Below are 12,768 nucleotides of genomic sequence, written 5' to 3'. Positions count from 1 at the left end.
GTTGACCGAACTATCGGCTATCGATGTACGACGACATTCTCATTCCGACCGACGGCAGCGAGACCGTCGACGAGACGCTGGCCCACGCCTTGCCGATCGCGACCGACAACGACGCGACGGTCCACGCGCTGTACGTCGTCGACAGCCGTATCACCGCCGCGGCCGGCGAGAGCGACGCGGACCTCGAGCCGTCCCTCGAGGCGGAAGGCAAGGAGGCCGTCGCCGAGGTACGGGAGCGCGCCGCAGAAGAAGGGCTCGAGACCGCCGGCGAGGTCGCACAGGGGACGCCGGCGAAGACGATCCTCGAATATGCCGACCAGCGCGAGATCGATCTCATCGTCATCGGGACGCGAGGCAAGAGTCCGCGGGAGAAGGTGACGTCGCTGGGGAGCGTTTCGGAACGCGTCGTCGACAACGCCGCGATTCCGGTTTTCGTCGTGCGCAACGCAGGAGACGAGTAACTGCGCAGCAACGGTACGAGACTCAGGCCCGCGCGCTTTCGACCGTAATCACTTCGCAGTCGAGGTGGTTCCGTAGGTAGCGGTCGATGTCCGGATTGTCTGTAAACCGACGGAAGATCCGCCGCAATCGGCTCGCCTGCTGACTGCCGATGACGACGACGTCGGCGTCCTCGGCCGCCACCTCGTCGAGGATGCTCTCCTCGACCAGAAAGCCCGTCCGGACGACGTATCGCGCGTTCTCGAGCGGGCCGAACGCACGCTCGACGGCCTCTTTCAGGTCGATTCGCGTCACTTTCTTCCCGTTCTGATAGAGGTCCACGTGCAGGACGGTCAACGCCGCATCCCGCTCGCGAGCGACCTCGATGGCCCGCTCGAGGGTTCGTCGCGAGTGCTTTGACAACGGATAGCGAACGGGAACAACGACCAGCGCCATTATCGGACCGACGATTCCCGTGCGGGTAAAGGTTTCAGTTAGCGACGCAAGGGGTGAGTAACGGACTCATACCGCATTACTCGGTCCGCGTTCTGCGGCCCTGACCGGCCGATGCCGTGAGGGCGGACGGACAGTCATTTATCCGGTGCGCGAGAAGGTGTCACTATGCAACGGACCGCAACGGACGACGGAGAGACCGTCTACGTGTCCAAAACCGACGGCGACAGGGGATCGAAGGGACCGTTCCTCGTCGCCTACGAGAGTCAGGACGCGGACCGCCGGTACGGCTGGTTCTGCGCGAACTGCGAGAGTTTCGACAACGCCATGGACTCCATGGGCCGCATCAAGTGCAACCAGTGTGGCAATTTCCGCAAACCGACCGAGTGGGACGCCGCTCACGAGTGACCCGATCGCTCGGCCTCGCCCGCTATCGCCGTCCGTCGACACTCGTTTCGAAGTAATTCGCAATTATCGATCACGGTTCGAATTTTCTCACCGATCGTACGTCCGTCGGAGTTGAACGGTCGGGAACGTCAAACTGTTCTCGCGAAACTGTACCCAATACCAACGTTTATGATGGAGGCCCGCGTATCAACGTAGTGAATGGGACCTGTTAACATGCAACTCGTCGAGCAGGCCAGGTCGATCTTCGCCGACCTCGGCTACACCGTCGAGGGCAACGGCCCCGAGTTCCGCGCCGAACGAGCATGGAAAGTCGTCCACGTCAATACAGTCCTCGAGACAGATGAACTGCCGTCGTCGGCATCCGGACAGTTCCACTGTTTCGTCGCCGAACCGGACGACGCCGACGACCTCGAGGATCGGCTTACCAGCGCCGAGCCGAACTACGAGTGGGCGATTATCGTCGTCGACGGGGACGACTATCAGGTCGAACGCGCCCCGCCGGGCCCACGGGCCTCGGCGTAAAATAGCGGTCAGTCGCGGTCCCGACTTCGAGTTTCAATTTTCAGGTCGCTACTCGCCCAGCGCCCGCCGCGTCGCCGTCACGCCGGCGCCCGGATCGACGTCCGCACCCATCGACTCGAGGACGTCGCCCAGCGCCGTCACGACGTAGATCACGTTCTCAGGCCGCGCGGAGTGGCCCATGCAGCCGATGCGAAAGATCTCGCCCTCCAGATCGCCGAGGCCGCTGGCGATCTCGAGATCGTACTCCTCGATGAGGCGGTCACAGACCGCGCCGTCGTCGACGCCGTCGGGGACGCGGACGGCGTTCAGACTCGGCAGCCAGTACTCGTCGGGCGCGTTCATCTCCAAGCCCATCGCCTCGACGCCGGCCTTCAGCGCGCCGGCCGTGCGTTCGTGGCGGTCCCACCGCCGTTCGATGCCCTCCTCGGCCACGAGACGGAGGGCCTCGCGGATGGCGTAGACGTTCGTGATCGGCGCGGTGTGGTGATACGAGCGGTCGTCGCCCCAGTAGCCCTCGAGCAGGGAGAGGTCGAGGTACCACGAGCGGGGGTCCTCCTCGCGCGAGAGGACCTTGTCCATCGCCGCGTCCGACAGCGTGAGGGGGCTCGCGCCCGGCGGACAGGAGAGACACTTCTGTGGTCCCGAGTAGGCCACGTCGACGTCCCACTCGTCGACGCGCAGCTCGACGCCACCCAGCGAGGTGACGGTGTCGGCGATCACGAGGGCGTCGTGGTCGTGGGCCGCCGCGGTCAGTTCGGAGACGTCGGGCTGGAGCACGCCGGTACTCGTCTCCGCGTGGACGAACCCGAAGACGTCGGGATCGTGCTCGGCCAGCGCGTCGGAGACCGCAGCGGGCTCGAGCGGTTCACCCCACGGCGCGTCGACCTCGACGACTTCGCCGCCGGCGCGGCGGGCCATCGAGGCCATTCGGCCGCCGAAGTAGCCGTTCGTCGGCACGAGCATCGTATCGCCGGGCTCGACGACGTTCCCGATTGCGGCCTCCATCGCCGCGGAGCCGGTTCCCGAGACCGGGATGGTCCACCGGTTGTCCGTTCGGAAGGTGTAGCGCAATAGTTCCTGGACCTCGTCCATGATCTCGATGAACGAGGGATCGAGGTGTCCCACGAGCGGCGTACTCATCGCGCGCAGCACGCGCGGGTGGACGTCGCTCGGACCGGGCCCCATCAGGGTTCGGTCCGGCGGCGTGAGTTCGTCGACGGATGGCGCATCGGCTGTCTCGTTCGACGCGTCCTGAGCCATGAGTGTGTGATCGATAGCCACTCGCAAAGATTTATCGACAACGGCGAACGAGCGGGCCCGCCTCGGAGTCGCTGTATCGTTGCCGGAGACCGAGAGCAGGCACAGCCCCCGGGGCGAGTCGCTTAAGCCGACTCATCACGTACACGATACGTCGTGTTCGTCGGTCACGCTCTGCTCGCGTTCGCCGTTGCGGCGCTCGTCGCCGAGCGACGCGGCTGGAACGGTCGACGGGCCCTCCTCGTCGGCGCCGTCGCCGGCGCGTTCGCGGCGGTTCCGGACATCGACGTCGCGTACGCGCTCGTCGGCCTCGCCGACTGGCGCCTTCTCGGCGGCTCCCTCGGCGCGCCGGCGGCCTTCTGGGACGCCAGCCGGGCCGTCCACCGGTCGGCCACCCACTCACTTGTCGTCGGCGTCGTCGCGGCACCGGCGTTCGCCCTCTTCGTCGTCCGCGACTCGAGTCGCGCTCGGATCGCCCGTCTCGTCGGCGGCGGCCTGCTCGCCGGTCTCGTCGCGCTCGCACTCGTCGTCGACGGTCCGCTCTCCGGGTTCGTCATGGCGCTGTTCGCCGCGAGCGGCGTCCTCGTCGCTGCGGTCGCCGCTCGGCGGACGTCGCTCTCGCCGGCCGCAGTTGCGCTGGCCGCGCTCTGGGGCCTCTGGTCCCACCCGTGGGGCGACCTCGTCACGGGCTCACCCCCTGAGTGGCTCTACCCGCTCGAGTCGTCGCTGCTCGCGTCGCGGGTCGTCCTCCACGCGGACCCGACGCTGCACCTGCTCGGCGCGTTCGCTATCGAACTCGCCACGATCTGGCTCGCGCTCGCGGCGGTCTGCCGACTCACCGACCGCTCCCCCCTCGCGCTCGTCGATCGCCGGGCTGGCGCCGGCGTCGCGTACGGTCTCGTTGCACTCGCGGCGACGCCGCCGACGCTCGCCGTCTCGTACCACTTCGTCTTCTCGATCCTGGTGGTCGGTGCCCTCTGCGGTGTCAGCTGCGGGGTCCCGTCGACGACGGCCCTGCGGGCCGATGGCGGCCGCTCCGTGCCGATTCCCGCGGCCAGCCCGCTGCTCGAGAGGGCACTGACAGCCGTTGGGGCCGTCACGGTTGCGCTGCTCGCGTACGCGACAGTCTATACGTTCGTCGCGCCGCTGTGAAACACTGGTGATACGAATAGTCGACTGTCCGTCCGTCGGGGACATTCCTTTTATACGACCACTCGATACCAGTGAACGTGACGGAGACTACGCTCGAGGGACTGATCGCTGACGGTCGGACGAACGCGGCGCTAGCCTGGATGCTGATCGCCGCGATCGCGGTCGTTGGCGTCGGTGAACTGCTAACCGGCGGACTGCTGTGGGCGACGTTCGCGGCGGTGCTCGTGGCCCTGGCATTGTTCCCGCCGATCGCCTTTCGATCGACCACGGCCATGCTCCCCTGGGAGGTGTTGCTGTTGGCTGCGCTTCCCGTGCTGGGGATGGCCTTCGGCGCCGACCGACTGACGGGCCACTTCGCGTCGTACCTCTCGGTCGCCGCGATCGCGCTCGTCCTCGCGGTCGAACTCCAGTCGTTTACGTCGGTGCGGATGACCCCAAGCTTCGCCGTCGTCTTCGTCGTCGTCGCGACGCTGGCCGCGGCCGGGCTCTGGGCGCTGTTCCGGTGGAGCGCCGCGCAGACGCTCGGGGTCCCCTTTACCGACGATCACGACGCGGTGATGTGGGAGTTCGTCTACTCCGCGGTCGCCGGACTCGGCGCGGGGATCGTCTTCGAACTGTACTTTCGCCGGCTCGCTCGCCCCGAGACGCGGCTGCCGGACGACGTCGCGCCGGAGGTGGACGATGCGTAACCGCACCGGCTGGCTGCGCTCTCCGGACGGACAGCGTCGGCTCACTTACCTCCTCGAGATCTGTCTGATCGGCATGCTGTTCGTCGGCGTCGAGCGCGGCAACGTCGGCATCCTCGTCAACACCGGCGTCGCGCTGGCGGTCACCCAACTCCCGCCGCTGCTCGAGCGCGACTACGAGATTCCGATGGACCCGCGGCTCACGCTGTGGATCACGACCGCCGTCTTCCTCCACGCCTTCGGCACCGTCGGCCTGCCCGGCGCGACCGCCACGCTGTACAGCCAGGTCTGGTGGTGGGACCACATGACCCACGCGCTGTCGGCGTCGCTGGTCGCCGGCGCCGGGTACGCGACGGTCCGCGCGTTCGACGAACACGCCGACGGCGTCCACCTCCCGCGGAAGTTCGTCGCCGTCTTCCTGCTGCTTTTCGTCATCGCCTTCGGCGTCCTCTGGGAGATCCTCGAGTTCGCCATCGCGCTGTCGGCCGACGCGCTCGGAGTGAAGGCCGTGCTCACCCAGTACGGACTCGGCGACACGATGCTCGATTTCGTCTTCAACTCGATCGGTGCACTCGTCGTCGCCGTCTGGGGCGGTGCCTACCTCGGCGACGTCTCCGGCGCGATCGGCGAGCGCCTCGAGTCCCGGCGGGAGTGAGCGCCTCACCCAGCGAAACTGTCACCCAGTTTTACGTCCCGCGGTGTCGAACGGCGAGCTATGGTCTTCAAGAAGATCACGCTCATCGGCACCAGCCCCGAGAGCTTCGACGCAGCGGCCGACGACGCCATCGACCGGGCGGAAGATACCCTCCAGAACATCCAGTGGGTCGAGGTCGACGAACTCGGCGTCGAACTCGCGACCGCCGAGGACCGCGAGTACCAGGCCGAAGTCACCGTCGCCTTCGAACTCGAGGAGTAAATTCGATTCAGCGCGGCGCGCAGTCCAGTGGTAGCGTTCGCGTCCGCGTCGCCTTTCCATCAGTTTCGTACGATTCCGCTTCGCTGGCCGTCTCGACAGCAGCCGGTCCGGATCGCTCGAGGCGGCTCGGCGAACCGCCGATACAAACGCGACACGGGTGACTGATCGACGGTGGGATTCGTCTTTGAACCGAACGACGGCGAGAAAAGCCCGACTAGCTCCCTAACCGACTGACGGATCGACTGACGTCGGCCGTTACGTCCGGAACGATTCGCCACAGCCGCACTCGCTGACGACGTTCGGGTTCTCGACGTGGAACCCTTCGGCCTGGAGGCCGCTCTCGTAATCGAGAATGCTGCCCTCGATGTACTTCAGGCTCGCCGGATCGACGAAGACGCGCAGGTCGTGGTGCTCGTAGATGGTGTCGTCCTCGTCGGGCGAGTCGTCGAACCGCATCCCATAGGACAGGCCGGCACAGCCGCCCTGCTGGACGAACAGCCGCAGTCCCGCCTCGTCCGCATCGAGCCCCTCGCCGTCGAGCAGCGAGAGGGCCTGTTCGGCCGCGTCCTCGGTGACCTCGATCTCGGGGTGGGTCTCCGCGTCCGGCTGCCCGCTATCCGCGCTGTCCGTGCTCATATCACTCCCTTTCGTCGCAACGATGTTAACAGTGACGCCACGATAGCGGCAAGACGTAACGAGTCGTGGCTAGCGCCGTCAGCTACCAGTTTCACCGCTCGGGGTTCGGTTGCCAGTACTGCCGCGTCGTACCCGTTACGCGCTCGACCTGGACCGCCGTTTGACCGACCGGTAGTACGACCCGAACAACCGCTCGTCGTTCGCCGACAGCGAAATGTCGTTCTCCGCGAGCAGCTCGACCATCCGCTCTAAGTCACACTCGTACCACATCGAAAGCAGACGGACGTTCCGCTGGGCGTAATCGTAGTTTCGTTCGAGGACCCGCGCATCGGTCGGGTCGACGGTACGCGGTTGCATCTCAGCTAGAGTCTACGCTCTATCGCCGTAAAACCAGTTCGTCCCTTCCGAGAATTATCCGTTTGCTAACCGTTCAATTTCGGACTGTTCGACCGACTTCGGTACGCTTGCCCTACGTTTCGCGAGCGGCCGTCCGATCGACGGTTTCCTCGTCGGCCAGCCGCTCGAGGTAGTCGACCATTTCGTCGATCGCGTCGCGCTGGGCGGTCGTCCGCTCGGTCACGTCCCCGATCAGCTCCTCGATCCGGTCGGCGTCGTCCGCGACGCCGTCGGCCTGCGAAGCGACCTCCTCGACCGACGCGGCCTGATCGTCGTTGGTCTCGGCGATCTCGGTGATTCCGTGGGCGGCCTCGTCGACCGCTTCCGAGATCTCCTCTAAGTTCGCGATCGCCGCGTCGATCCGCTCGCTCGCCCCTTCGACCTGTTCGTTCGTCTCCTCGGTGACCTCGACGGTCTCCTCGGTCCGGATCTGGAGGTCCTCGACGCGCTCGGAGATCTGGTTCGTGTGCTCTTTCGTCTCGCTGGCCAGCGACTGCACCTCGTTCGCGACGACGGCGAACCCGTCCCCGTCCTCGCCGGCCTGGGCCGCCTCGATGTTCGCGTTCAGCGCCAGCAGGTTCGTCTGATCGGCGATGTCGTTGATGACCTCGATGACCTCGTCGATCTCGTCCATCCGATCCTCGAGTTGGCCGACCGTCTCGACGAGGTCGTCGGCCGCCTCGAGCACCTCGTCCATCTCCTCGCGGGCCTCTTGGCTGGCCTCGACGCCGTCGTCGGCGGCGGCCTGGGCCTGCTTGGCCGCGGCCGAGACCTGATCGGAGCTGGCGGCGACCTCCTCCATGGTCGCGCTGAGGTCGCTGATCTCCTCGACGATCGCCCGGATCGCCTCGTTCTGGTCGCCGACCTGCGAATCGGCCTCGCTCGCGGAGTCGGCGATCTCCGCCGCGTCGGCCGAGAGGTCCTCGACCTCCTCGCTGAGCCCGTAGATCACGTCCTCGACGTGGGCCGCGATCTCGTTGATCGTCGCGGTGATCTGCTTGATATCCTCGTCGAGCACGTCGTGCTCGTCGGTGTACTCGACCCGCGCCGTCAGCGACCCGTCGTTGATCGCTTCGCCGGTTTCGGTGACCTCGCCCACGAGGTCGGCCATCGCCTCGCGCCGACGGATGACCTCGGTGTTGTCTTGGACGAGCTGGATGACGCCCTGCAGCGCGCCCTGTTGGTAGATCGGCGTCGCCACCGAGTGGACGTGCAGCGTCTCGCCGCGGGCGTTCTCGAGTTCGCGCTCGAGTTCGTAGGCGCGCTGGTCGCGGCCCGACCGTTCGGCGTCGGTCTCGCGGTGGGCCTCGCGGGGGTGGTCGACGACCTCGTCGGCCAGGGTCGTCGTCCGCCCGTCGCGGAAGAACGATCCGGCCGCGTCTTCCCCGAGGACGTCCTCGCGGTCGACACCCGTGAGTTCCTCGGCCTCGCGGTTCCAGCCGATGACGCGGTGTTCGGTGTCGATCATGAACGCCGGCTGCGGGAGCGTGTTCAGCAGGGCGTCCGTGCCGATGTCGATGTCCTCGTCGGCGGAGTCGCGCCCGCCGAGCGTGTCGTCCGAGTCGGGCTCCCCTGTCGAACCGGCGTCCTCGAGATCGGCCCCGCCAGCCCCGGTTGCGTCGCCCGTCGGTTCCGCGACCGTCTGTCCGCCGTCGCCGACGGCTTTGCTATTGGTCGGCGATTCCCCAGCGGAGAGACTGCTGCTCGAGTCGTCGCCATTTGCGTCCGATACCGACTCGCCGGCCGTCGAGTCGCGTTCGTCGTTCGTCGTATCGTCGGTACTCGAGGCCGCTGCCGTCTCCGTCTCCTCGGTAGCCGACGCAGTTCGTTCGTCGGACGTCCCGGAGCCCGCCGCTCGAGAGATCCGCGAGAGAATGTCAGTAACCGAATTTCCCATAGCTAATCTGTCGAGTAACGATACCTATTCTTTGGGGCCGACCGCTCGGACGGGCGGCTGGCACAGGACAACTCGGTTCCCGACGACTCGAGAACGGGCGCGAAAACGGGAGCGCTACTCGTCGTCGGTCAGTCGCTTCCGAACGCTCTCGGCGTGGGCCTCGAGTCCTTCCGCCTCGGCCAGCGTCGTGATCGTGTCACCGATGTCCGCCAGTCCCTCGCTCGAGAGGCGCTGAACCGTCGTCGAGCGGACGAACGTCTCGACGGAGAGGCCGCCGGTCACGCGGGCGCCGCCGTTCGTGGGGAGGACGTGATTCGTCCCGCTGGCGTAGTCGCCCGCGGCGACGGGCGTGTTCGGCCCGAGGAAGACGCTGCCCGCGCTGTCGATGCGCTCGAGAATCGACTCGTCGTCGTCCGCGATGATCGAGAGGTGTTCGGGGGCGTACTCCTCGCCGAAGAGGATGGCCTCGCTCATCGATCGGGCGACCAGGACGCCGCTGGCGTCGTTGGCCAGCGCCTCTCGGATTACGTCTTCGCGCTCGCGCGCGTTGGCCTGCTCGTCGACGGACTCGGCGACCGCCGCACCGGTCTCCTCGTCGTCGGTCACCGCGACGACCGACGCGTTCGGATCGTGCTCGGCCTGTGCGACCAACTCGGCTGCGACGAGGTCGGGATCCGCCGTCTCGTCGGCGACGACGAGCACCTCGCTCGGCCCCGCGAGGAAGTCGATCTCGACGTCCCCGCGGACTTCCGCCTTGGCTGCGGTGACCCACTTGTTCCCGGGGCCGACGATCTTCTGTACCCGCGTGATCGTCTCGGTGCCGTACGCGAGGCCGGCGATCGCCTGCGCGCCGCCGACGCTGTAGACCGCGTCCGCGCCCGCGGCGTGGATCGCCGCCAGCGTCACCGGATTCAACTCGTCCGCGGGCGGGGTGACGACCGAGACGTGATCGACGCCGGCCACGACCGCCGGAACGACGCCCATGATCGCACTCGAGGGGTAGGCCGCCGCGCCGCCGGGGACGTAGACGCCCACGCGCTCGAGAGGTCTGAAGCGTCGGCCCAGTTCCCGGCCGTCGTCGAACGCCTCGCGCCAGTCTTCCGGCACTTGCGCCTCGTGGAACTCGCGAACGTTGGCCGCGGCCGTCTCGATCGCCTCGCGAAGGTCGTCGTCGAGGTCCTCGTAGGCGCGCTCGCACTCGTCGGTGATCTCGAGGTTGCCGACCGAGACGCCGTCGAACTCCTCGGTGAACTCGCGGACGGCGACGTCGCCTTCCGCGCGGACGCGGTCCACGATCTCCCGTACGTCGCTTCTGACCGCCTCGATACCGGCGTCGCGCTCGAAGAACGCGGTCCGATCGTCCGGCCCGAGATCGGCGATCGGCTCTACGTCGATTGTCATACTCCCGAATTCGGCCGGCGCGCGAAAAACCGTTTCCTTATCCGTATGCCCGCGGTCACCCGTCGGACTCTTCGACCGGCCAGATGCCGACGGCGTCCAGCGTCGCCCTGACGAACAGGTAGACGAGCAGGGCAAAGCCCGCGAAGATCAGCGGCGCCTGGAGCAGTTCCGCGAGTTCGCTGCCGATGATCAGTCGGGTGACGCCGCGGACGACGAAACTCGAGACGACGAGGCCGAACCCGATCGCGGCGAGTTTGACGAACCCGGCTCGATTCATACCTCGTCCTACGGCGCCGGGTACTAAATCGACGGTGGTCGTGGTCAGTTCCGACAGGGCCGGACTCGACGACGCGACTCAGTCGACCGGTGGCAGCCCTTCGGCGACGCCGATCGGTTCAGAGGCACCTCGCGGCGTAACCGACACTAACCGTTTTCTACCCGGCTTACCAGTTACAGCCCGATGGACGAGGACCGCGAGCACGCGGCCACTGCATCGGACGAGACGGGAGACGATACGCGCACGGGCGCGAACGCGGACGGGGCCGCCGGCGCGAGCACCGACGACCCCGTCTACTACTTCATCAGCGACCTCCACATCGGCGGCGACGAGGAGCTCGAGCACGTCGAATTCCTCGACGAACTGCTCGCCTTCCTTCAGGATCTCGAGACCACGGACGAGAACGCCGAACTAATCATCAACGGCGACGCGTTCGGCCTCTGGGAGTTCACCCGCGTCGACGGCATCGAGAAGTTTCACGCGCTCGTCGATCGATACCCCCAACTATTCGAGCAGTTCGAAGCGACGGGCGAGAACACTCCGATCACGATCATCCCGGGCAATCACGACTACGAACTCGCAGCGTATGAAGCGTACGTCGACCTATTTTCGGAGTACAACGTCTCGCTCGAGCAGGAAGAGGCGATTACCCGCGAGGTCGGCGACCGGTCGATCTGGATCGAACACGGGATGCAACGCGATCCGAACAACCGCATTCCCGACTTCGGCAACCCCCACGCGAACCCGCTCGGCTACTACATCAATCGCCGCGTAACCGCACAAGCGGGTCGGCTCTCCGAACTCGGCCGCTACAACTGGCTCAAAGACATCCAAGCCGTCGCCCCGCTCGAGCGCATTCCGGAGTGGCTCATCTCGAAGTACTTCTACCGAGAGATGCATCCCCTGCTCCGATACGCCGCGTTACCCTTCCTCTTCCTGTTCAATCTGAGCGTTTTGCTGCTGCTCGTCGTGTTGCTCGATTTCGCCGGGATCTGGTCGCGGCCGTTCGCCGCCCTCGAGGGACTCACGGCTCGGCTCGGGACCGTCGGGTCGGCGGTCGAGATCGTCGCTGCGGTCAACCTCGCGGTCATCGCGCTGTTGGTCCTCATCTCGATTCCCCTGTACTTCGTCGTGACCGACATCAGGCGGACGCTCGACCGGTTCGGCATCGTCAGAACCGACGAGCCAGACCCGGGGAACCCCGACGAGCCCTACCTCGAAGCCGCCCGCGAGGTCTTCGACGACCACCCCGAGACTGCGGTCTTCATCTACGGCCACACCCACCGGCCGTCCGTGACCGAACTGCAGGACCGGCTCGTGGTCAACACCGGCACCTGGCTCAAGCGCCTCCACCGCAGGGAACCGTTTTTGGGCCTGCTCCCGGCCGTCTTCTACCCCTCCTTCCGGTTGACCTACGTCCGGATCACGCCCGCTCCGGAGGGCGTTGCCGTCGAGTACCGCGACATCGAGAAATCGGATCCGGTTCGGGAGGAGCTCACTCTCCCTGAACGGCTCGTTACTCGTTCTCCGACGATCGAGACGTCAATTCCAGAGCGCACGATCGTCCGTCCCGACGCTCCGGTCGCGACCGACCTCGAAGCCGACGGTCAAACGGCACAGACTGAGCCGACGGCAACCGACGACTGACGGTCGCTGCCCGCGAGACTGCGCGTTTTGATCGTTCTAGGTACTGTCTCAGTAGGACTGCAACTGCTCGCTCGAACCCGTGTTCTCGAGACCGTTTTCGGTCGTTCGACTCCCGAACCACGTTCTCTACCTGACTATCCGTCTCATGGGGTACTCCACCCCGCGTGACTAATCAACGTAGTACAGACTGCCCTCGAGACGACGGCCTTATGTATCAACCCGGCCTTCGATACTAATGCGAACGACGTGGCGTACTCCGCCACGTTCCCTCCGGCCGAAATCCGGCGCGGAGGCAGGCGCTCCATCCACTCCTCGTCCAGCGGCCATCCGCCGCTGCCTCGAGGGTGATCGGATCGACTCGATACGTGGCCCTTATATATTCAGGGCGCGTATCGAGTAACACGCAATCGGCCCGCCGGCTGCGATTTCCGGCGTGGCTGCGATCCGTTGCCCTTAAGTGTATCCGGGGACTCGGATGGATTGCAAAGAAACAGTGATCGACGACTCGTTCAATTCGGGTCGTCATCTCGGGCGATTCGCGATCCGCGGTCCGAAGGGGTTAAGTACCCTCCGCGGATTACGAATACGTCCGAAGGAGATGAGGATTCCACCCCTGCGGTCTTCCGTACAGATGGGATCTGATGTGAGCCTTGGTAGTTCGGTGACGCCCGACCGGTCCACG

15 protein-coding genes are annotated in these 12,768 nt (G+C 66.1%); 8 read left to right on the top strand and 7 right to left on the bottom strand.

Going from position 1 to position 12,768, the window contains the following annotated elements; translation table 11 throughout:
- The first annotated feature begins 23 nt into the window (after window positions 1-23).
- The gene (locus tag ATJ93_RS00075) at window positions 24-461 is read left to right on the top strand and encodes a universal stress protein (protein WP_120242614.1); all 438 of its coding nucleotides are present in this window, start codon (window positions 24-26) and stop codon (window positions 459-461) included.
- A gap of 22 nt (window positions 462-483) precedes the next feature.
- Here the strand turns inward: ATJ93_RS00075 and ATJ93_RS00070 are convergent, their stop codons facing one another.
- Window positions 484-894, bottom strand: coding sequence for a universal stress protein (locus tag ATJ93_RS00070; protein WP_120242613.1), 411 nt, complete (start codon window positions 892-894; stop codon window positions 484-486).
- A 165-nt stretch (window positions 895-1,059) separates the two neighbouring features.
- Here ATJ93_RS00070 and ATJ93_RS00065 point away from each other — a divergent pair, with 165 nt between their 5' ends.
- Together ATJ93_RS00065 and ATJ93_RS00060 are read left to right on the top strand one after the other, a co-directional pair.
- Window positions 1,060-1,299, top strand: a complete 240-nt coding sequence (locus tag ATJ93_RS00065; protein WP_120242612.1) for a DUF5816 domain-containing protein — start codon at window positions 1,060-1,062, stop codon at window positions 1,297-1,299.
- A 213-nt stretch (window positions 1,300-1,512) separates the two neighbouring features.
- Window positions 1,513-1,821 (top strand): DUF7116 family protein, encoded by a 309-nt coding sequence (locus ATJ93_RS00060; protein WP_120242611.1) that lies wholly within the window; start codon window positions 1,513-1,515, stop codon window positions 1,819-1,821.
- Window positions 1,822-1,869: 48 nt separating this feature from the next.
- Here ATJ93_RS00060 and ATJ93_RS00055 read toward each other — a convergent pair whose 3' ends face one another.
- Window positions 1,870-3,081 (bottom strand): pyridoxal-phosphate-dependent aminotransferase family protein, encoded by a 1,212-nt coding sequence (locus ATJ93_RS00055; protein WP_120242610.1) that lies wholly within the window; start codon window positions 3,079-3,081, stop codon window positions 1,870-1,872.
- Window positions 3,082-3,234: 153 nt separating this feature from the next.
- Here ATJ93_RS00055 and ATJ93_RS00050 point away from each other — a divergent pair, with 153 nt between their 5' ends.
- The 4 genes from ATJ93_RS00050 to ATJ93_RS00035 all read left to right on the top strand — a co-directional run bounded on the left by ATJ93_RS00050 (window position 3,235) and on the right by ATJ93_RS00035 (window position 5,832).
- Entirely contained in the window at window positions 3,235-4,230 is a 996-nt protein-coding gene (locus ATJ93_RS00050; RefSeq protein ID WP_120242609.1) for a metal-dependent hydrolase, read from the top strand.
- A gap of 77 nt (window positions 4,231-4,307) precedes the next feature.
- Window positions 4,308-4,919, top strand: coding sequence for a hypothetical protein (locus tag ATJ93_RS00045; protein ID WP_120243869.1), 612 nt, complete (start codon window positions 4,308-4,310; stop codon window positions 4,917-4,919).
- On the top strand, window positions 4,912-5,571 hold the full coding sequence (locus tag ATJ93_RS00040; RefSeq protein ID WP_120242608.1) for a hypothetical protein: 660 nt from the start codon (window positions 4,912-4,914) through the stop codon (window positions 5,569-5,571). The genes ATJ93_RS00045 and ATJ93_RS00040 overlap by 8 nt, the downstream gene beginning before the upstream one ends.
- A 60-nt stretch (window positions 5,572-5,631) precedes the next feature.
- On the top strand, window positions 5,632-5,832 hold the full coding sequence (locus tag ATJ93_RS00035; RefSeq protein WP_013880886.1) for a dodecin: 201 nt from the start codon (window positions 5,632-5,634) through the stop codon (window positions 5,830-5,832).
- Window positions 5,833-6,087: 255 nt separating this feature from the next.
- Here ATJ93_RS00035 and ATJ93_RS00030 read toward each other — a convergent pair whose 3' ends face one another.
- The 5 genes from ATJ93_RS00030 to ATJ93_RS00010 form a co-directional block, all read right to left on the bottom strand.
- Window positions 6,088-6,468 (bottom strand): HesB/IscA family protein, encoded by a 381-nt coding sequence (locus ATJ93_RS00030; RefSeq protein WP_120242607.1) that lies wholly within the window; start codon window positions 6,466-6,468, stop codon window positions 6,088-6,090.
- A gap of 135 nt (window positions 6,469-6,603) precedes the next feature.
- Window positions 6,604-6,825, bottom strand: coding sequence for a hypothetical protein (locus ATJ93_RS00025; protein ID WP_120242606.1), 222 nt, complete (start codon window positions 6,823-6,825; stop codon window positions 6,604-6,606).
- A 112-nt stretch (window positions 6,826-6,937) separates the two neighbouring features.
- On the bottom strand, window positions 6,938-8,761 hold the full coding sequence (locus ATJ93_RS00020) for a methyl-accepting chemotaxis protein (RefSeq protein ID WP_120242605.1): 1,824 nt from the start codon (window positions 8,759-8,761) through the stop codon (window positions 6,938-6,940).
- Window positions 8,762-8,875: 114 nt separating this feature from the next.
- The gene (gene hisD, locus ATJ93_RS00015) at window positions 8,876-10,162 is read right to left on the bottom strand and encodes a histidinol dehydrogenase (protein WP_120242604.1); all 1,287 of its coding nucleotides are present in this window, start codon (window positions 10,160-10,162) and stop codon (window positions 8,876-8,878) included.
- Window positions 10,163-10,217: 55 nt separating this feature from the next.
- Window positions 10,218-10,439, bottom strand: a complete 222-nt coding sequence (locus tag ATJ93_RS00010) for a hypothetical protein (protein WP_120242603.1) — start codon at window positions 10,437-10,439, stop codon at window positions 10,218-10,220.
- Window positions 10,440-10,622: 183 nt separating this feature from the next.
- Between ATJ93_RS00010 and ATJ93_RS00005 the strand changes: the two genes are divergently transcribed.
- The gene (locus ATJ93_RS00005; protein WP_120242602.1) at window positions 10,623-12,086 is read left to right on the top strand and encodes a metallophosphoesterase; all 1,464 of its coding nucleotides are present in this window, start codon (window positions 10,623-10,625) and stop codon (window positions 12,084-12,086) included.
- Window positions 12,087-12,768 lie beyond the last annotated feature (682 nt).

Origin of the sequence: Halopiger aswanensis (assembly GCF_003610195.1) — an archaeon.
GTDB lineage: Archaea > Halobacteriota > Halobacteria > Halobacteriales > Natrialbaceae > Halopiger > Halopiger aswanensis.
This window is presented reverse-complemented; position numbering and strand designations above follow the sequence as displayed.